The sequence below is a fragment of the Psychrobacter cryohalolentis K5 genome (assembly GCF_000013905.1).
In the GTDB taxonomy this organism is placed as follows: domain Bacteria; phylum Pseudomonadota; class Gammaproteobacteria; order Pseudomonadales; family Moraxellaceae; genus Psychrobacter; species Psychrobacter cryohalolentis.
The window spans coordinates 1,222,315-1,240,356 of record NC_007969.1; the positions used below are offsets into that span (position 1 = coordinate 1,222,315).

An 18,042-nucleotide genomic window follows, 5' to 3' on the forward strand; every position below is an offset into this window, starting at 1 on the left:
ATTTTTATGTTTCAAAGCAATAATTTTTCAAAAAACATACTACTAATGACTCTTAATAAGCGCCTTCACTATAAATCAGCTCATAGCTATGGCTATATATCTCAACGATATTACCAAATGGATCTTCCATATAAATCATGCGATAGGGTTTTTCGCCAGGGTAGTAATAACGAGGTTTATCCATCCGTTTTTTACCCCCTGCGGCAACCATACGTTCGGCAAGCTCTTCAACATTGGGATCTTGAACACAGAAATGGAAGATACCTGTTTTCCAGTATTCAAAGTTATTGTCAGGGTCTTCTTGATTTTTGAATTCAAAAATCTCAACGCCAATACGGTCGCCAGTTGATAAATGAGCGATACGAAAACTGCCCCAACCTGCACCAAAGACTTCGGTACACATCTCACCAATAGCACTGTCATCTTCGGTGATTTCAGTCGGCTCCATGATGATGTACCAACCCATCACTTCAGTATAAAATTTGACAGCGGCATCGAGGTCAGGTACTGAAAGACCAATATGTGAAAAGCTTCTTGGATAAACATTATTCATGGTTTGTACTCCTTTTTGATATGGGAGTAGTTTACAAAGTTATGTATATTACGTAAAATTATCATTTATTATAAAGATAAGTATGTACTGTAATGATAAATATCACATGGCTACGTACTTTTTGTACCTTGGTTGAAATTGGACATTTTACTCATACTGCCGAGCGTCTATATATGACGCAGTCAGGGGTTAGTCAACATATACGTAAGCTTGAGAGTCAGCTAGAGATTGACTTGCTTATTCGTCAAGGTAAACAGTTTTCATTGACAGATGCAGGTGAGCATTTGTATCGAGAGGCAGAGGATATCTTGCAGCGCTTATCACGCTTAGAGCAGCGTATCGGTGACGATCCGTATAATGAGGGATTGGTGCGAATTATGTCGCCTGGCAGCGTTGGTTTAAAGCTCTATCCTAAGCTGTTAACATTACAAGAGCAGCATCCACAGCTGGTGATTGATTACCGTTTTGCCCCCAATACAGATATAGAGCAGGCGCTCTCCAAGCATGAGATTGATATAGGTTTTATGACAACTATCTCGGATGATGAGACGGTCAGCTGCAAGCCGGTGGCTCAAGAAGCGCTACTACTGGTGACACCAGTCACGATGATGGAGCCTAGCTGGGAAGCACTTACCAAGCTTGGATTTATTGATCATCCTGATGGCGCACATCATGCCAGTTTACTATTGAGTGCCAATTATCCTGAATTTGGACACATCAATGACTTTATTAAAAAAGGTTTTTCTAATCAGATAGGTATGATTTTAGAGCCGGTAAGTAGGGGGCTTGGATTTACCGTATTACCAGCGCACGCAGTTGCCGCGTATCCAAACCCGCAGCTGCTTAAATGTCATCAGCTGCCAGTCTCAGTTAGTGAAACCCTGTACTTTGCTGTACGCCGCCAGCAGGTACTGCCAAATAGGATGCAAACCGTCCTCAATGAGGTGAAAAAATGGCTATAACAGTGGCTATAACAGCGTTTAAGAGAGTATCTTAAGTAGCCGTATAAAGTCTACTTGATACTTTGACCTAGTTTTATTGCCGCAGCAATATTGGTGGCAGTGATTTCAACATTATGATAAGCATTTTTAAAGATGTTCTCGATGGACTCTAGCTTTTGGATACTGGGCATGATGATATCAAACTGACTGGTCTGAGCCGATTCTAGTCCATCAACACTGCCACAAATCGCAATCACTGGCGTAAGGCGGGCTTTGGCAATGTGACTAATGCCGCCAGCTACTTTACCCATGGCAGACTGAGCGTCAAGCTTGCCTTCACCAGTAATAACCAAATCTGCATCGGCAATGTGCTGTGATAAGTTGGTAACTTTTGCCACTGTATCAAAACCTGACTTTAACTCAGCTTGGCAAAAGCTCATTAATGCATAGCCAAGTCCACCTGCTGCGCCAGCACCCGCTATCTCTTGATAATTCTGATAGCCATGCTGCTCACATATACTCGCAAAGTGGTTTAACGCTTGGTCCAAATCATTGACTTGCTGTAGACTAGCGCCTTTTTGAGGACCAAATATTGCACTGGCACCCAACTCGCCACATAGAGGATTGGTCACATCACAGGCTACTTCAAACATTGTCTCCAACACGCTAGTATGGAAGCTTGTCGCATCTAATCGTTGCAAGTTGGCAAGCGCGCCGCCGCCTTGGGCTAGCATATTGTCATCACTATCATGAAACCTCATGCCAAGTGCGGTTAGCATACCAAGTCCTGCATCATTGGTGGCACTACCACCAAGACCGATAATAATACGTTTGACACCTTCCCTTAAAGCATCTGCAATCAGCTCGCCAACGCCATAGCTGCTGGCGATGACTGGATTGCGCTCTGCCACAGTCAAGAGATGTAAACCGCAAGCTTGAGCAACTTCGATGACCGCAGTTGCATCAGGCAGTAATAAGTATTTTGCGCTAATCGGTCGCATTAAAGGGTCATGGACGTGCACTTCTTTCCAGCGACCACCTAGCACGTAAGACAATACTGCAGAAGTCCCTTCACCGCCATCTGCCATGGGTAGCAGTTTATAGTCAGCATCTGGAAACACTTGGCTGAAGCCAGATTGAATGGCGCGGCAAACATCCAGTGCTTCTAAGCTTTCTTTAAATGAGTCGGGAGCAATTAAAATTTTCATGAATGTCTCTTTGAATCTCTTTAAATAAATACCAAGGTTAATAACCAAATAAAGATGATACTGGTCACGCCCTGAATACCAGTCGCCATAGAATGGGCTTTATAAGCCTGTGCCACACTCATACGACTAAACTGGCTAACAATCCAAAAAAAGCTGTCATTAGCGTGCGAGATAGTCATCGCGCCTGCACCAATTGCCATCACACAAAATACGCGACCAAGCTCACTATCGAGACCTATTTGACCCAATAGTGGTGCGACCATCGCAGAGGTGGTCACCAAGGCAACAGTAGTTGAGCCTTGTGCTGTTTTTAGTGCAGCAGAAACGATAAATGGCATAAAAATACCAAGCCCCAAGGCAGATAAAGTCGTACCCAAATAATCGCCAATTGGTGTGACCTTTAGCATAGCGCCAAACGCGCCGCCAGCACCAGTGATTAAGAGAATAGGCGCTGCGACCACCAAGCCTTGAGAGATGCTATCGCTGATTTGCTGCGTTTTTTGTTCAGTATTGATGAGTAAAAATGATAAAAACAAACCAATCAGTAGGGCTGTCAATGGATTGCCAATAAATATCAAGATATCTGTTATGGTACTTGTACCAAATGGCGTACTAGGTAAGTTAGCAACAGACGATAAGCAAATCAAGACGATAGGCACGATAATAGGTAAAAATGCCATGGTTGCCGACGGTAGCTTACTATAGTCGTCGCGAGTTTTCATGTTATTTGGCACAGTCGCAGCTGGCGCTTCGATTGCATCAATATTGTCAGGAGTGGCATTCAGGAAGCGATTGGACCATAACCAACCGGCAAGTACGGCAACAGTTGTCACAACGACCCCAACCATGATGACCAAGCCCAAATTTGACTCAAGTCCCAAGTTTCCTGCTGCTGCAATTGGACCTGGTGTTGGCGGTACAAAGGTATGAGTCGCATATAAGCCAGTTGCTAAGGCAATACTCATCGCCACGCTTGATACTTTTAAGCGCTCAGCCAAAGACTCTTTTAACGAGTTTAAAATAATATAGCCTGAATCGCAAAACACTGGTACAGATACTACGGCACCTACAATAGACATCGTCAAAGTAGGGAAGCGTGGTCCCAAGACTTTAATGACCGTTTCTGCCATCACAATGGCGGCACCCGTTTTCTCAAGTATTAAGCCGATAATAGTACCAAATACAATGACCAGACCGATATATCCTAAGATGCCCCCAAAGCCATCAGAGATGGTTTTAGCGACCGTATTAAGCGGTACTTGGTAAAATAGTGCGACCAAAAAGGCAGATAAGATTAATACTAAAAAAGGATGCCACTTGAGTTTTGCGGTGGCAAAAATAATAAAAAGAATGGTCAGTACCAGCCAAAATACGATCATCACTGTCTCTATATAGTTGTTAATGTCTTATGACAAATTATGAGGCTCATGCAGCGTGCACTTCATAAAGCATCAATAGTCATATGAATTTTTAAAGGGGCATATTCTATAGTAAATCTACGTTGCTAGGAAATCTATTCGGCTCATATTTGATTTTATTCATGGTAAAGCTTAGATACTCTGCTAGTATGTGGGTTTTGTTTGACATGTACCAGATTTAGGATACTTCCTTTGAACATATTTAATGCCCCGATAATTCCCAATATCGAAAATAATGCGCTACGCCAGCAGCTAGAGCAAATCATTGACCAAAAGACCAAACCAATTGGCGCACTTGGACGTTTAGAGACGCTCGCTCTGCAGTTAGGTATGATTCAAGGGACGCTTACGCCAAAGATTGAGCAACCTCAAATTCGAGTATTTGCCGCCGATCATGGTTTAACCAAGCATGGCACGTCTGCGTATCCTAGTGCAGTCACTGCACAGATGGTTTATAACTTTTTGCAAGGCGGCGCTGCCATCAATGTCTTAGCACGTCAGCATAATATTGAGCTAAAAGTAGTCGATGCTGGGGTAGACGCGGATTTTAGCAATTCTCCTTTTAAAGACCATCCGCAACTGCTAGATTATAAAATTCGACATGGTAGCCGTGATGCGCTAACAGAAGCTGCGATGACAGAAGTAGAATGCTTGGCCGCATTAGAGAGTGGTATGAACGTGGTTAAGAACATGGCGGGTAATCTATTGATTGTCGGTGAAATGGGCATCGGTAATACCTCAGCGGCAAGTCTTTTGCTAGCGAGACTTGGCGACTTGTCTATTGCTGATTGTATCGGTCGCGGTACAGGACTCGATGATGCAGGCTTGCAGCATAAGGCAAATATCTTAACGCAAGTATTAGAGCGTCACCGTGAAGCGCAAGTGCCGTTCGATGTGCTTGCTGCATTAGGCGGGCTTGAGATTGCTATGATGGCAGGCGCGCTGATGCAGGCTGCCAGTGAACGTCGTATTTTGTTAATTGATGGCTTTATCGCCAGTAGTGCTTTGCTTGTCGCCGAGCGCTTAGCACCGGGTGTTGCTCAATATGCTATCTTTGCTCATCACTCAGTTGAACCAGGACACGCGCATTTATTAAAACTGCTGAATGCTAAGCCATTACTTGATATGGGTATGCGCTTAGGCGAGGGCAGTGGTGCGGCATTAGCGTATCCACTATTACAATCTGCCTGTGCCATTATCAATGAGATGGCAAGTTTTAGTGATGCTGGTATCAGTGAGCAAAGCAAGTGATGCAAAGTTCATCCTCAAAGCTGTCTGTATTGCAGCGCCTTCGTTATGAAGCCCGATTGATATTGGTTGCTGTTCAGTTTTTAACCCGTATATCCGTCCCGTCTTTTAGCCATTATGATCCGCAGTGGCTGCACCAAAGCAGCCGTTATTTTCCAGCGGTAGGCTTACTGATAGGTTTGCTTTGTGCTGGCGTGTTTTGGCTTAGCAGTCTCTTATTCATACCGCTAGTTGCGGCAGTGATAAGTACGGCTTTTGGTATCAAGCTGACAGGTGCTTTTCATGAAGATGGACTTGCCGATAGCTGCGATGGTTTAGGTGGTGGGCTAACTCGCGAGCGTACACTCACGATTATGAAAGACTCACGCCTAGGCACTTATGGCGTATTAGGTTTGGTCTCAGCGCTATTGCTTAAAATTAGCTTACTTACTGCGATGCCAACACCCGTTGCTATCGTTGCACTCATTATTGGGCATACTGCGTCACGTTTATTTTGTATTAGCTTACTGACGCTATTGCCTTATGGCGGAGAGATTGAACATGCCAAAGCAAAACCGATGGCACAGCAGCTGACACCATTACAAGCTATATATAGCAGTGGTTGGCTAATATTGGCTATTACTTTTGTCACACTGGTTTTCCCTAATACCATGCAACAGATTGGTATTTGGCAATGGTTATTGGCTTTATTGCTAGGCATAGGCGCGACAGATTATATGCGGCGCTTATTACGTAGACGTTTAGATGGTTATACGGGTGATGGCTTAGGAGCCACGCAGCAGCTTAGCGAAATTGCTATTTACATTGGACTGGCCGCTTCATTGCCCTTAATTTAAGCCAAAGCGTTAAAAATGATGCTAAGAAAGGATACTCGCACTCATGATTCTGTATATTTGGCGTCATCCAAAACCTATTACGGCTGGTGGTCTCTGTATCGGACAGACAGATGTAGAAGTCGATAAACGTAAACTAAAACGCCTTGCTAATAAAATACAGCGCTTTGTACGTCTACAGCAATTACCAAAAGTGATTTGGGTTAGCCCCTTACAGCGTTCACTAAAGGTCGGGGAAATATTGGCACAGCGCGGTTTTGAGTGTCGAGTCGCACCTAAATTGGCTGAGATTCATTTCGGTGATTGGGATGGTCAGTCTTGGAAACAGATTGAGAAACAACAAATTGATGAATGGTGCAATAATTTTGCCCACTTTGCGCCTGATCATGGTGAAAGTTTGCAACAGCTGTTTAATCGAGCGGAGAGCTGGTTGGATAAAATTGCAGCTGAACAAAAAGATAGCCCAGTATTAGCCATCGGTCATGCTGGTTGGATCAATAGCGCTAAGATGATCGCGACTGGTCAAGAGGTACCAAACCTTGCAATTAACTGGCCACACTCTGTAGGATATTTATCCTGTAGTCATATTGATATTTAACCAAAAAAATGATAATTATAATGACCGTTTTTAATATTTGATTATAGTTTAAAAGTGTTGAAATGCTACTGACAATCATTTGATAAATCATTGATCTTCTCAAAACATGCTCTCTCAGTTTCTGCTATAGCCGAATCAAAGCTCACATAAATGCCTTTGTCATCTAAGGTCGCATACCAATGGTCAGTATTATTATCGGTTAATATTTGGAAGTATTTATTATTAACGATTCTACCAACCTTATAAGTTTTGCCTTCGGTATAAAAGTCATTGCCTTGAGTACATCGTAAAGTGTCATCAGTATTTATCATGGTATCCTAGATTTCATTCATAAAATATATATCGTCAGCATAGTGACTAGTAGGATTAGAATACAACAGACGTTATCAATAGTCTTTTGTCATTGCGTATACAGTGTTTATTGTCTGTATCAGTACTAATACAAATAACGAAGTCCAAATCCAACACAAAAAAAACCAGCAACCTAAAGTTGCTGGTTTTTTATTGCGACTAAAACTTAGTATGCTAAAGATTACTCTTCAGAATAGTCTTCGTTTTCGTCTGCAGCATTGTCTTCGTCTAAATCTTCGTTGTCGCCATCTTCAGAAAGAATGGTAACTAGAATAGTAGCCGTAACGTCATGATGTAGTTGAATATCAACATTATATTCACCAATTTGACGCAAAGTGCCTTCAGGTAGCTTGATTTCAGCACGGTCAACTTCTAGACCTGAGTTAGTCAATGCTTCAGCGATATCGCGTGTACCGATAGAGCCGAATAGCTTGCCTTCGTCACCTGATTTAGCGCGCATGATAACATTAACGTCAGTTAATGCGTCAGCACGTTCTTGAGCAACCGCTACTTCTTTTGCTTCTTCAGCTTCAAGTTCAGCACGACGTGCTTCGAACTTTTCAATGTTAGCTTTAGTAGCAGGTAGTGCTTTACCCAAAGGGATAAGAAAGTTACGTCCGTAACCTGGTTTTACATCGACAGTTTCACCGAGTTTGCCAAGGTTGACGATACGCTGTAACAAAATAATTTGCATGAGTCATTCCTAGTTAACGGTTAACCCTGATGGTTATCAGTGTATGGAAGTAGCGATAAATAACGAGCTTGCTTGATAGCAGTCGCTAGTTGACGCTGATATTTAGTAGACGTACCGGTAATACGGCTTGGTACGATTTTGCCATTATCACTGATATACTGTTTTAGCAATTCAACATCTTTATAATCGATGTGAGTGATACCTTCAGCAGTGAAACGGCAGAATTTGCGACGGCGATAAAAACGTGCCATGATTATGCTCCTTTAATTAGTCATCACTGTGGTTGTCGTTGTCATCATTACTGTCTGGACGACGAGTAGTAGCTTTGCGTGCGCGTTTTTCATCGGCATTCTTGGCTAACTGCGACTCTTCAGTGACAGCATCATCACGGCGCATAACTAGACTACGAATGATCGCGTCGTTATAACGGAATAATTCTTCAAGTTCAGCTAAAGTCTCGCCGTCAGTTTCAATGTTGAAAAGAACGTAATGAGCTTTGTGAATCTTGTTAATTGGGTAAGCAAGTTGACGACGACCCCAATCTTCTAGACGATGGATAGTGCCGTTGTTGTCTTGAACTAACTTGATATAGCGTTCAACCATGCCGACCACTTGGTCGCTTTGGTCTGGGTGTACAAGTAACACCAGTTCGTAATGTCGCATTATGACTCCTTACGGATTAGTAGCTATTAACCCTATGTTAATAGCAAGGAGATTTATAAGGTAAGCTCAAATCCTACCCATTACTATAAATAATTAACAGAGAATAAGCTTAGTTTATAAAGCGCCGTATTATAACAGTAGTCACTGATGAACACAAAGGTTAATCAATGCGCAACTGTTAATAAAAATTATTAATCGCATACCTTGTTTCTTTATCAATAAAAAAGCAACGCTGATACGTCGCTTTCTATGACAAACATAAGAGATATTGTTAATAATCAAAAATAGGATTATTTTATTTTTGGCTCTTTTATCAATTGACTACTATCTGCTTTAACTACCAAAGTTTTGGCCAATTTGTCGTGCCAACCAATGTTTTCAGGGCTTTTAGACGCCATATAATAATGAATAGCAATAAGGACAAAGCCTAAAAAGCTGGTAAACGAGAATAGTAAGTTATAAATGATAAACAGCAAAAAGGTACGCATACCAATAAGCTTTAAAAATGATGGCAGACGATGGGTGGTTTGATCAACCACACGAATACCCGTAATCATTTTGCCCAGCGATTGACCACGTAAAGTGATAAATAACAATTGCAAGGCAAACAAACCAAAGACCATGACCTGCGAGATCATCAACGTGCTGCTAGGCAAGCTTTCCATCAATGTCACTGAGTACTGATAAGCAGCGTCCATATCCTGAATATTTTGGAACTTGGTATAGTCGACATCCATCTTGGTCAATGCCATGACTAGTGGAAAAATAGCTAATAAATACAGTAAAGCATTCAGCGCCGTTGCCAATATCCGTGACATGATAGGAGCGAGTATCACATTACCCACTACTTTATCTTTCGCTGAAGCAGCCTTGGTCGCGTTAGATTTATTTAATGACACGTTGCTATTTGGCGTGTGATGACGATTGGTTGTCATATCTGCTTTGGTGTTTTTAGCCGTGTCTTTTGAACGTTCAGGCTTGCCATATAAACGATCTAGCGATACCGATTGTTTGTCTTTATTGGTATCTGCTGCATCGTCTTCTGGGAAGATAGTAACGTTGTTAATGATAGAATCATTAACCTCAGGCATCGCTACATGAGTTGGGCGATAAAAGGCTTGATTATTAGTTAAGTTACCCATGCGCTGCCACTGATCTAAGCCGTCATGCCAGACCAAATCATCTAATAGCACTTCACCAGAGGTGAGCATAATATTGAGCTGATCCAAAGTGTAGGGACCGGCTTGTACGTTATTTCGAGCAAGGAAAATCTGCATAATTGCCTGCATAGTTAGTCATGTCTTAAGTCACTGTTTTAAAAAACTGCTTTTCAGTCACTATTGATCATACATTATATTAGGGTCTATTTGAAAAAATCAAATAGACCCTAATAATTGTATCTTAAATGACGGTGTGAATTAACGTTGTGACGTAACGTTACAGCTTACTTCGCTTCTTCACCCGCTAAGAAGAACCAAGTATCTAGTACTGAGTCAGGGTTCAATGATACTGAGCTGATGCCTTGCTCCATGAGCCATAAAGCTAGATCTGGATGGTCTGATGGACCTTGACCACAGATACCGACGTATTTATTTTGCTTACGGCAAGCATCAATTGCCATTGACAACAGCTTTTTAACCGCAGGGTCACGCTCATCAAATAGATGTGAGACGATACCTGAGTCACGGTCAAGACCTAGAGTCAACTGCGTCAAATCGTTTGAACCGATTGAAAAACCATCGAAATGCTCTAGGAACTCTTCTGCTAGTAAGCAGTTGGTTGGTAGCTCACACATCATGATGATGCGTAGACCATTTTCGCCACGTTTTAGACCATTTTTCTCAAGCAATTCGATGACTTGTTTGGCTTCGCCGACGGTACGGACGAATGGAATCATAATCTCGACGTTGGTCAAGCCCATCTCATCACGAACGCGTTTAAGCGCTTTACACTCTAGCTCAAAGCAGTCACGGAAGTTATCAGACACGTAGCGGCTAGCACCACGGAAACCAAGCATTGGGTTTTCTTCTGATGGCTCGTATAACTTACCACCAAGCAAGTTAGCGTATTCGTTTGATTTGAAATCTGACATACGAACGATAACAGGCTGATCCATAAAGGCTACAGCGAGCGTTGAGATGCCTTCAACCAATTTGTCCACATAGAAGTCAACAGGTGAGGCATAACCTGCGATGCGCTCATTGATGGCTTGTGCAATTTCACGTGGCAAGCTGTTCATGTTTAGCAATGCTTTTGGATGCACACCAATCATACGGTTGATGATGAACTCAAGACGCGCAAGACCAATCCCTTCGTTTGGCATTTGGGTAAATGAGAAGGCACGATCTGGATTACCAACGTTCATCATGACTTTGAATGCAAGCTCAGGCATAGATTCTACAGAGTTGGTCTGTACTTCAAAATCAATCTGACTTTCATAAATGAAGCCAGTATCACCTTCGGCACAAGAAGCAGTCACATCTTGACCATCAACCAATAGCTCAGTGGCATTACCACAACCAACGATAGCGGGGACGCCTAGCTCACGAGCGATAATCGCTGCGTGACAAGTACGACCACCACGGTTGGTAATGATAGCAGAAGCACGCTTCATGACTGGTTCCCAATCCGGATCCGTCATGTCTGATACCAATACATCGCCTTCTTGTACTTTATCCATCTCATTTAGGTTGCTAACGATACGGACTTTACCTGAACCGATACGTTGACCAATTGAGCGACCTTCACACAATACTTTAGCGTTAGTCGTGTCGATGATATAACGTTCCATGACATTGCTGTCTTGGCGACTCTTAACCGTTTCAGGACGAGCCTGAACGATAAAGATTTCATTGGTGTCGCCGTCTTTTGCCCACTCGATATCCATTGCTTGACCATAATGCTTTTCAATGGTCATGGCTTGCTTAGCAAGTGATGTCAGCTCTTCCGTAGACAAAGAGAACTGCATGCGATCTTCTTTTTCGACATCAATGACTTTAACTGATTTGGTGGTACTACCTTCATCACCATAAATCATTTTCTTGTGCTTGCTACCTAAGTTGCGACGGATAATCGCAGGTTTGCCGTTAGCAAGTAATTGTTTTGACACATAGAATTCATCAGGATTTACGGCGCCCTGTACAACCATTTCACCTAGACCATAGCTTGAAGTGATAAAGACCACTTGATCAAAACCACTTTCGGTATCTAGTGTGAACATAACGCCAGCAGCACCAGTTTCTGAACGAACCATACGCTGTACAGCAGCAGACAATGCTACGCCTTCATGCTCAAAACCTTTGTGTACACGATAAGAGATGGCACGGTCATTATAAAGAGATGCAAATACTTCTTTAATTGCAATTAGGACGTTATCAATGCCGCGAATGTTTAAGAACGTTTCTTGCTGACCAGCAAATGAGGCATCTGGCAAATCTTCAGCAGTAGCAGAAGAACGTACCGCAACCGCGATTTCTTTACCATCGCTCATTGCTTCGAATGAATCACGAACCGCTTGCTCAAGATCTTTCGGCAGTTCTTGCTCAATAATCCAAGTACGGATTTTTTTGCCCGTTTCAGCAAGTTTATTGACATCATTAACATCTAAGGTTTTAAGCTCGCCGTTAATTTTATCAAGTAAGCCTGTTTCTGTTAGAAACTGGTAAAAAGCATTTGAAGTTGTGGCAAAGCCGCCTGGAACACTAACGCCCAAATCAGATAGATGGCTGATCATTTCACCAAGTGAAGCGTTTTTGCCACCGACCATTTCAATGTCGTCTTTTCCTAACTGATCAAGGTTAATTACAAGTGCTGTAGATTGCGCTGCCATGATAACTCCAGAAAATAAGGTTATTTAGTAAAGATTATAATGGTCGATTATACCCCTATATTTTGAGAATTTCGAGAGCTTGAAGCAAAAAAATGATGAAAAAGCTACAAATTGTGAGATTTGCTACATATTTATTAGGCTAAATCATAAATTTTGGTACGATAAATATCCATCTTACAGTGAGCCGAGTCTTAAAAATCTATGTAAGTCTAAGTGTACGCCTGTAACATTGATTACTATTAAGCGTCTATTATGCGTATAATAAAGGTGAAAATTTGAGACGCATATGACCAAATTATGAAGCGCTAGATGCTAAAAATGAAAGGCTGCTACTGAGGTTTCAACCAAGGATTTAAAAATAAGGTATCAACGTTATGTATGTAAATCATTCGTCACCACAACCCAATTCTACGATTCAAAATATGAAAGCACTAGAAGTTGATAACGCTCAAAACATAAGAACGGCGTTTTTTATCTCTGATGGCACGGCGATTACAGCAGAAACGCTTGGCCGTGCTATTTTAAGCCAATTTGCTTCAGTGCCCTTTGAGACTCGAGTATTGCCTTATGTGGATAATCTAGAACGTGCTGAAGATGCGGTTGTGCAAATCAATACCGCCTATCAGCGAGATGGCTTGCTGCCACTGGTGTTTGATACTATTGTTAGTCCTGAGATTCGTGAGAAAATCAATTCAGCACACAGTTGTAATCTTGATATGTATGAAGGTCTAATCGGTCGCGTTGCAGAAGAGACGGGCGTGGAGCCAGATGGGCATTCAGGTCATGCCCATGATAACGTCGACTCTGAGACTTATAAAGAGCGTATTGATGCGGTGCATTTTGCTTTAGATAACGATGACGGCGCTCGTACCCGTCATTATCATGCAGCAGATATTATTTTGATTGGCGTTTCACGCTCTGGTAAAACGCCAACCTCATTATATTTGGCACTACAATTTGGTATTCGAGCGGCCAATTATCCTTTAACCGAAGAAGACCTAAACGACAACCAGCTACCTAAAGCATTGCGTGAGCATAAACACAAGTTATTTGGTCTGATTATCGATACGGATCGCTTGGTGAAAATCCGCCAAGAGCGTCGCGCGGGTAGTCGCTACTCAAGTTATCAGCAATGTCAGCAAGAACAGCGCGCAATACAAGGAATTTATACCTCGCAGGGGATTCCAAGCCTTGATGTGTCAGAGATGTCCGTTGAAGAGATTGCCACGCGTATATTGCAGATGACTGGTCTCAAACGCCGCATTGGCTAATTGAGCTCGGCCTCTATTTTTCTGAAAAATAATACTTTTGAAAAAAACAGTTGTAGTGGTGTCTGTATTGCAAAATAACGTATCACCACGTATGGTGGACACACTTTAGCACCATGGATATTTTTATCTAGACATTTATAAAGATGAAGGCATCCGCGAGCTAAAAAACAGATTCATAAATGAATAAAGAGGACACGATGGGAAGCAAAACGATAGGCGACGCGACCAATGATACTGGTAAAGATATTAAAACTGAGGTATCTAATAAGGAAAGTGGTCGTGTGCCAAACCCCGAGCATACTGAGGGTAAAAATAAAAAAGAGAAAATCGAACAAACGCATGAGCAAGTTACTGAAGACATCATGCATCATCCAGATTTGGTCAATCCACTAGATGATACACGTATCGACGTAAAATCGGGCTTTACTAAGGATTCACAACGTCTAAAAAGCGATAAGCATGAGTTTGAATATGATGCGGTCGTATTAGGTGCAGGTCCTGCGGGTGAAGCTGCTGCCATGAAACTTGCCAAATCGGGCAAGAAGGTAGTGGTTATTGACCCGCGCGAGCAAGTAGGCGGTAACTGTACTCACGTTGGTACGATTCCAAGTAAAGCTTTGCGCCAGTCCGTTTTTAACTTGATTAACTTTCGCCGTGACCAAATGTTTACTAAGGCCATGGACTATCATCAAGTCCCGCTGAATATCGTGTTAGCTAAAGCTCGAAAAGTGATTTTGCAACAGGTTCAGACGCACACCAGATTCTATGAGCGCAACCAAATCGAAGTGATTCATGGTTGGGCAAATTTTATCGATAAAAACACGATACGTATCGAAATTGATGAAAATACCTTTGAAACGATCACCTTTAACAAAGCTATCATTACGGTCGGCAGCCGTCCATACCGCCCTGATATCTTAGACTTCAATCATCCACGCGTATTTGATTCTGATAAAATCCTACAGATGGATTATGTGGTTAAGAAAATCATTATTTATGGCGCTGGCGTGATTGGCTGTGAGTATGCGTCTATCTTCACCGGTCTTGGCTATAAAGTAGATTTGATTAATAACCAAAACCAACTGCTAAGCTATTTGGATAGTGAAATCAGTGACGCCATCGCTCATGACTTTCGTCAATTTGGCGTAGTTATCCGTAGCAATGAAGAGATTGACCATTTAGAAACGCATGATGACTGTGTGATTTTGCATCTAAAAAGTGGTAAGAAAATCAAGTCAGACGCTATTTTATGGTCGAATGGACGCTCAGGTAATACTGAAGGCTTAAATTTAGAATGCCTAGGTCTAGAAGCCAATAGCCGCGGTCAGCTGAAAGTTGATGATACTTACTGTACCGAAGTTGAAAACATCTATGCAGCGGGCGATGTTATCGGTTGGCCTTCATTAGCTTCTGCTGCTTACGACCAAGGGCGCTGTGCGGCGGCATTTATGGTCGGTGACCGTGATGCAGAGCCCGTATCGAGCGTACCAACAGGTATTTATACTATTCCTGAGATTTCATGTATCGGTAAAACGGAACAAGAATTAACCGATGCCAAAGTTCCTTATGAGGTCGGTCAGGCTTTCTTTAAGCATCTTGCACGCGCGCAAATCATTGGTGAGCGTTCAGGCGTTCTAAAAATCTTGTTCCACCGTGAGACGTTAGAGATTTTAGGGATTCACTGCTACGGCAATCATGCCTCTGAGATTATCCACATTGGGCAAGCAGTGATGAAATGTAATGCCACGCTTGAATACTTTGTCAATACCACCTTTAACTACCCAACAATGGCAGAAGCCTATCGCGTTGCGGCATTGAATGGTCTTAATCGGGTGTTCTAACGATTAATGATATTAAACTGAGTCAATAAAAAAGCGTCTGTAATTATACAGGCGCTTTTTTTATCATGGTTAATATGGTTAATATGTTATTAACTTTAATAAGCATTTTTACGTTCTGACGTTAACCAGCGGAATAGCAACAGTAGAATAAAGTAAAAAATCCACAATCCTGCCAACGCATAAAATCCTGTCGCTACTTGCGCGATACTAGCGCCCATTTGGTTAAGCTGCACGGAAGTATTGATACCTGGTGTCGTTGGCAATAACCAACGAATAATTTGCAAGAATTCAGGAAGCTGATGGGCAGGCCACGGATAGCCACTGACAAAAAACATCGGTAATGAGCTAAAAATTAAAATTTGCATACTACGCTCGCGCTGGCGAAACCAAAGTCCAAGCACGCAACCAAGTGTGGCGACTGTCGGACAAAATAGCAGCAAGAATAATAAACTGCCGAGCATGTTTTGCCCGCGCGGATAGTCATGAAGCTCAAATGCCCAGCCGTAATAAAAACAGCCAATCACAAAGCTAAACATACTTAGCGCTGCAATCCGCCCAAGCCAGCCACGAATATTAGTTCTATGGCGTCGTTGCTCATACCAAGTGCCGATTAACATCGCCGTTGACATTAAAAGCGTTTGCTGCAAGATAAGAATAGACACCGCTGGCACGACGTAAGCGCCATAACCTTCCGTTTGATTATATAAAGGGATAATCTTTAACGGTACGGCTTGGGTTTTGGCAGAAGCAGTCGCTAAGTACGCCCCTTGTGCCACGTTTTTCTTTACCTCAATGCCAGCTGAGACGGTACTAACCGCTTGCAAAAATCCCATTTGTACGTTTTTATTTAATAAAAAATAGCCGCCATTACCAAGTACGCTGACGCTAGCGGCTTTGCCTGACAACACTTGCTGTTCAAGTCCGCTTGGAATAATCATGTAGCCTGCGATGTCATCCGCCCACATGGCATCGATGGCTTGCTGTTCATTTAAGAAGCGTTTTGTATCTAATTGCGGACTGGCACTGGCATAACGAACGATGGTTTGCGATAAAGGACTATTGTCTTTATCAACAATGCCAACAGGTACGTGGTTTACAACTTCCGTAGAATACGGCCAAGGATAGAAAAAACCATAAATAATCGGTGCAATCATCAATAGTAACAGCACACCTTTATCAGAAAACACGTCTTTTATAGTTTGTAAAAAGCTGCCAAAAAAGCTTGGCGATGCCAGAATTTTCTCTGATTCTGTCATGATAGTAGAGGACTTGTTTTTGGATAATGACATCAGCGTGCTCCCCAGCGTTCAGGATGCGCTAATGCGCGTTTGCTTAGTAAAGCCGTTAAATATAGCGTAACGAGTGTTGCTAGCGTCAGCCCGTAAACAATCGGTAAGGATATGAGGACGGGCGCTTGCATCTGTAACTGGGCAATATGCAGCTTAAGATAATGAGTGAGTGGCAGCACATCTGACCAATGCTGGGCATTCTTACTGATAGCGACATAAGGAAACGTCACCCCAGCGAACGCATAAGAAGGTGCTGAGATAAAACCCGTCGCCGATAAACCCATACGCAATGAGAAGGAGCCTAAGGTAAATATAGCGCCAAGCCAGAAAGATAACATCATTAATAATATAAGGCTTATATAGGTTACCATGAGCGCGCTAATAGCAATCGATTGTTGCGGCGCTGCCAGCCATAAAGCCAATATCGACCAAATACTATAAGCCAGTAGCGGCCAAAAGTACTTGCCCAATAAACCAAATACCAAAACCGGTATACTTACTTCTTCTGGTGCTTGGTTTTGACTGTCTGAGACATTATCTAATGGACTAGGTTGGCTGTTATTATTAGGTTGATCATTTTTAGATGGTAATGTTAAATAAACATGACTGCCATTAATAAAGTGATACCAGCGTCCGATTCGCTTGTCACGCAATTCACGGCCGATCGTCGTTGCGCCAATCACCATTGCCAAAATATGCAGCAGCGCAGGAATGACTGTCGATGCCAAAAATTGCTGATAATCAGTCGCAGCATTAAACAAGCTAATACGTTGAATACTAATAGGAGAGTAGGCAATCGCAGCTTGTGATGGAGCCATCCCTTGCTTGACCAAGCGCTTCATCTCAACGCCTGCGGATAAGGTACCAATGACAGACTGTACGCTGGTTTGGATAATGCCAGAGTGGGTGCCATATTGGGCATTGACTTGGAGTACGATAGGAGCAGGCTTACTTAATAAGATATTACGAGAAAAATCTTCAGGGATAATGACGACTGCATAGATATCACGCTGCAAGATAGCAGCTTTTGCCGCAGCAGGTGTATGATATAGCTGCTTTACCGTCAAATTAGGATTGGCTTCCAAATACCGTAATGCCGTATTGGCAACAGGCCCCCGATCATTATCAATCACGCCAATAGGCAAATCAGTGATTTGTATTTGTGAAAAAATCCACCAAATCAGCAGCACAGTAGCCAGCGGTATCCAGAACACCATCGCCAAGTCCCACGGATTTTTTACCAAAAAACGTCGCTCGTAAGCTGCACTGCGTACAAAAGCATCCTTTAGCTTCGTCAGGCGCATA

At 42.6% G+C, this 18,042-nt stretch carries 17 protein-coding genes; 6 read left to right on the forward strand and 11 right to left on the reverse strand.

What is annotated here, in order from left to right; translation table 11 throughout:
- Positions 1 to 52 precede the first annotated feature (52 nt).
- Positions 53 to 553: a lactoylglutathione lyase family protein gene (locus PCRYO_RS05270; protein ID WP_011513361.1), complete on the reverse strand. Its 501-nt coding sequence runs from the start codon at positions 551 to 553 to the stop codon at positions 53 to 55.
- 92 nt (positions 554 to 645) lie between these two features.
- Between PCRYO_RS05270 and PCRYO_RS05275 the strand changes: the two genes are divergently transcribed.
- A complete protein-coding gene (locus PCRYO_RS05275; protein WP_011513362.1) occupies positions 646 to 1,515 on the forward strand; it encodes a LysR family transcriptional regulator in 870 nt (289 codons plus the stop codon).
- A 50-nt stretch (positions 1,516 to 1,565) separates the two neighbouring features.
- Here PCRYO_RS05275 and PCRYO_RS05280 read toward each other — a convergent pair whose 3' ends face one another.
- Together PCRYO_RS05280 and PCRYO_RS05285 are read right to left on the reverse strand one after the other, a co-directional pair.
- Positions 1,566 to 2,702, reverse strand: a complete 1,137-nt coding sequence (locus PCRYO_RS05280; protein WP_011513363.1) for a glycerate kinase — start codon at positions 2,700 to 2,702, stop codon at positions 1,566 to 1,568.
- A 20-nt stretch (positions 2,703 to 2,722) separates the two neighbouring features.
- Positions 2,723 to 4,081, reverse strand: a complete 1,359-nt coding sequence (locus tag PCRYO_RS05285) for a GntP family permease (RefSeq protein ID WP_011513364.1) — start codon at positions 4,079 to 4,081, stop codon at positions 2,723 to 2,725.
- A gap of 231 nt (positions 4,082 to 4,312) precedes the next feature.
- Between PCRYO_RS05285 and cobT the strand changes: the two genes are divergently transcribed.
- The 3 genes from cobT to PCRYO_RS05300 are packed head-to-tail and all read left to right on the forward strand — an operon-like array spanning position 4,313 to position 6,799.
- Entirely contained in the window at positions 4,313 to 5,371 is a 1,059-nt protein-coding gene (cobT, locus tag PCRYO_RS05290) for a nicotinate-nucleotide--dimethylbenzimidazole phosphoribosyltransferase (protein ID WP_041753057.1), read from the forward strand.
- Positions 5,371 to 6,204 (forward strand): adenosylcobinamide-GDP ribazoletransferase, encoded by an 834-nt coding sequence (locus tag PCRYO_RS05295; RefSeq protein WP_011513366.1) that lies wholly within the window; start codon positions 5,371 to 5,373, stop codon positions 6,202 to 6,204. The genes cobT and PCRYO_RS05295 overlap by 1 nt, the downstream gene beginning before the upstream one ends.
- 43 nt (positions 6,205 to 6,247) lie before the next feature.
- On the forward strand, positions 6,248 to 6,799 hold the full coding sequence (locus PCRYO_RS05300; protein WP_011513367.1) for a histidine phosphatase family protein: 552 nt from the start codon (positions 6,248 to 6,250) through the stop codon (positions 6,797 to 6,799).
- A 65-nt stretch (positions 6,800 to 6,864) separates the two neighbouring features.
- On the opposite strand, the gene PCRYO_RS05305 is transcribed toward PCRYO_RS05300, so the two are convergent.
- The 6 genes from PCRYO_RS05305 to ppsA form a co-directional block, all read right to left on the reverse strand.
- Positions 6,865 to 7,110: a hypothetical protein gene (locus PCRYO_RS05305; RefSeq protein ID WP_011513368.1), complete on the reverse strand. Its 246-nt coding sequence runs from the start codon at positions 7,108 to 7,110 to the stop codon at positions 6,865 to 6,867.
- Between the two features lie 221 nt (positions 7,111 to 7,331).
- Positions 7,332 to 7,844: a 50S ribosomal protein L9 gene (gene rplI / locus PCRYO_RS05310; protein ID WP_011513369.1), complete on the reverse strand. Its 513-nt coding sequence runs from the start codon at positions 7,842 to 7,844 to the stop codon at positions 7,332 to 7,334.
- A 20-nt stretch (positions 7,845 to 7,864) separates the two neighbouring features.
- Positions 7,865 to 8,095: a 30S ribosomal protein S18 gene (rpsR, locus tag PCRYO_RS05315; RefSeq protein WP_010198808.1), complete on the reverse strand. Its 231-nt coding sequence runs from the start codon at positions 8,093 to 8,095 to the stop codon at positions 7,865 to 7,867.
- Positions 8,096 to 8,111: 16 nt separating this feature from the next.
- Entirely contained in the window at positions 8,112 to 8,507 is a 396-nt protein-coding gene (gene rpsF / locus PCRYO_RS05320) for a 30S ribosomal protein S6 (protein ID WP_011513370.1), read from the reverse strand.
- Positions 8,508 to 8,797: 290 nt separating this feature from the next.
- A complete protein-coding gene (locus tag PCRYO_RS05325) occupies positions 8,798 to 9,796 on the reverse strand; it encodes an RDD family protein (protein WP_011513371.1) in 999 nt (332 codons plus the stop codon).
- Between the two features lie 155 nt (positions 9,797 to 9,951).
- Positions 9,952 to 12,336 carry a phosphoenolpyruvate synthase gene (gene ppsA, locus PCRYO_RS05330; RefSeq protein WP_011513372.1) on the reverse strand — a complete coding sequence of 795 codons (2,385 nt, stop codon included), beginning with the start codon at positions 12,334 to 12,336 and terminating at the stop codon, positions 9,952 to 9,954.
- A gap of 422 nt (positions 12,337 to 12,758) precedes the next feature.
- Between ppsA and PCRYO_RS05335 the strand changes: the two genes are divergently transcribed.
- Both PCRYO_RS05335 and sthA read left to right on the forward strand, forming a co-directional pair.
- A complete protein-coding gene (locus PCRYO_RS05335; RefSeq protein ID WP_041753451.1) occupies positions 12,759 to 13,607 on the forward strand; it encodes a posphoenolpyruvate synthetase regulatory kinase/phosphorylase PpsR in 849 nt (282 codons plus the stop codon).
- Between the two features lie 197 nt (positions 13,608 to 13,804).
- Complete coding sequence (sthA, locus tag PCRYO_RS05340) at positions 13,805 to 15,448, forward strand: Si-specific NAD(P)(+) transhydrogenase (RefSeq protein ID WP_011513373.1); 1,644 nt, start codon at positions 13,805 to 13,807, stop codon at positions 15,446 to 15,448.
- 95 nt (positions 15,449 to 15,543) lie between these two features.
- Here the strand turns inward: sthA and PCRYO_RS05345 are convergent, their stop codons facing one another.
- Both PCRYO_RS05345 and PCRYO_RS05350 read right to left on the reverse strand, forming a co-directional pair.
- Complete coding sequence (locus PCRYO_RS05345; RefSeq protein ID WP_011513374.1) at positions 15,544 to 16,737, reverse strand: ABC transporter permease; 1,194 nt, start codon at positions 16,735 to 16,737, stop codon at positions 15,544 to 15,546.
- A complete protein-coding gene (locus tag PCRYO_RS05350) occupies positions 16,737 to 18,041 on the reverse strand; it encodes an ABC transporter permease (protein ID WP_011513375.1) in 1,305 nt (434 codons plus the stop codon). The genes PCRYO_RS05345 and PCRYO_RS05350 overlap by 1 nt, the downstream gene beginning before the upstream one ends.
- Position 18,042 lies beyond the last annotated feature (1 nt).

Bases quoted from the DNA above. Each gene is read 5' to 3' on its own strand.
- rpsF (WP_011513370.1), bottom strand. From the start codon at position 8,507: ATGCGACATTACGAACTGGTGTTACTTGTACACCCAGACCAAAGCGAC.
- rpsR (WP_010198808.1), bottom strand. From the start codon at position 8,095: ATGGCACGTTTTTATCGCCGTCGCAAATTCTGCCGTTTCACTGCTGAA.
- PCRYO_RS05325 (WP_011513371.1), bottom strand. From the start codon at position 9,796: ATGCAGGCAATTATGCAGATTTTCCTTGCTCGAAATAACGTACAAGCC.
- PCRYO_RS05335 (WP_041753451.1), top strand. From the start codon at position 12,759: ATGAAAGCACTAGAAGTTGATAACGCTCAAAACATAAGAACGGCGTTT.
- PCRYO_RS05270 (WP_011513361.1), bottom strand. From the start codon at position 553: ATGAATAATGTTTATCCAAGAAGCTTTTCACATATTGGTCTTTCAGTA.
- PCRYO_RS05285 (WP_011513364.1), bottom strand. From the start codon at position 4,081: ATGATCGTATTTTGGCTGGTACTGACCATTCTTTTTATTATTTTTGCC.
- PCRYO_RS05350 (WP_011513375.1), bottom strand. From the start codon at position 18,041: ATGCGCCTGACGAAGCTAAAGGATGCTTTTGTACGCAGTGCAGCTTAC.
- PCRYO_RS05280 (WP_011513363.1), bottom strand. From the start codon at position 2,702: ATGAAAATTTTAATTGCTCCCGACTCATTTAAAGAAAGCTTAGAAGCA.
- PCRYO_RS05295 (WP_011513366.1), top strand. From the start codon at position 5,371: ATGCAAAGTTCATCCTCAAAGCTGTCTGTATTGCAGCGCCTTCGTTAT.
- sthA (WP_011513373.1), top strand. From the start codon at position 13,805: ATGGGAAGCAAAACGATAGGCGACGCGACCAATGATACTGGTAAAGAT.
- PCRYO_RS05345 (WP_011513374.1), bottom strand. From the start codon at position 16,737: ATGTCATTATCCAAAAACAAGTCCTCTACTATCATGACAGAATCAGAG.
- ppsA (WP_011513372.1), bottom strand. From the start codon at position 12,336: ATGGCAGCGCAATCTACAGCACTTGTAATTAACCTTGATCAGTTAGGA.
- PCRYO_RS05275 (WP_011513362.1), top strand. From the start codon at position 646: ATGATAAATATCACATGGCTACGTACTTTTTGTACCTTGGTTGAAATT.
- PCRYO_RS05300 (WP_011513367.1), top strand. From the start codon at position 6,248: ATGATTCTGTATATTTGGCGTCATCCAAAACCTATTACGGCTGGTGGT.
- PCRYO_RS05305 (WP_011513368.1), bottom strand. From the start codon at position 7,110: ATGATAAATACTGATGACACTTTACGATGTACTCAAGGCAATGACTTT.
- rplI (WP_011513369.1), bottom strand. From the start codon at position 7,844: ATGCAAATTATTTTGTTACAGCGTATCGTCAACCTTGGCAAACTCGGT.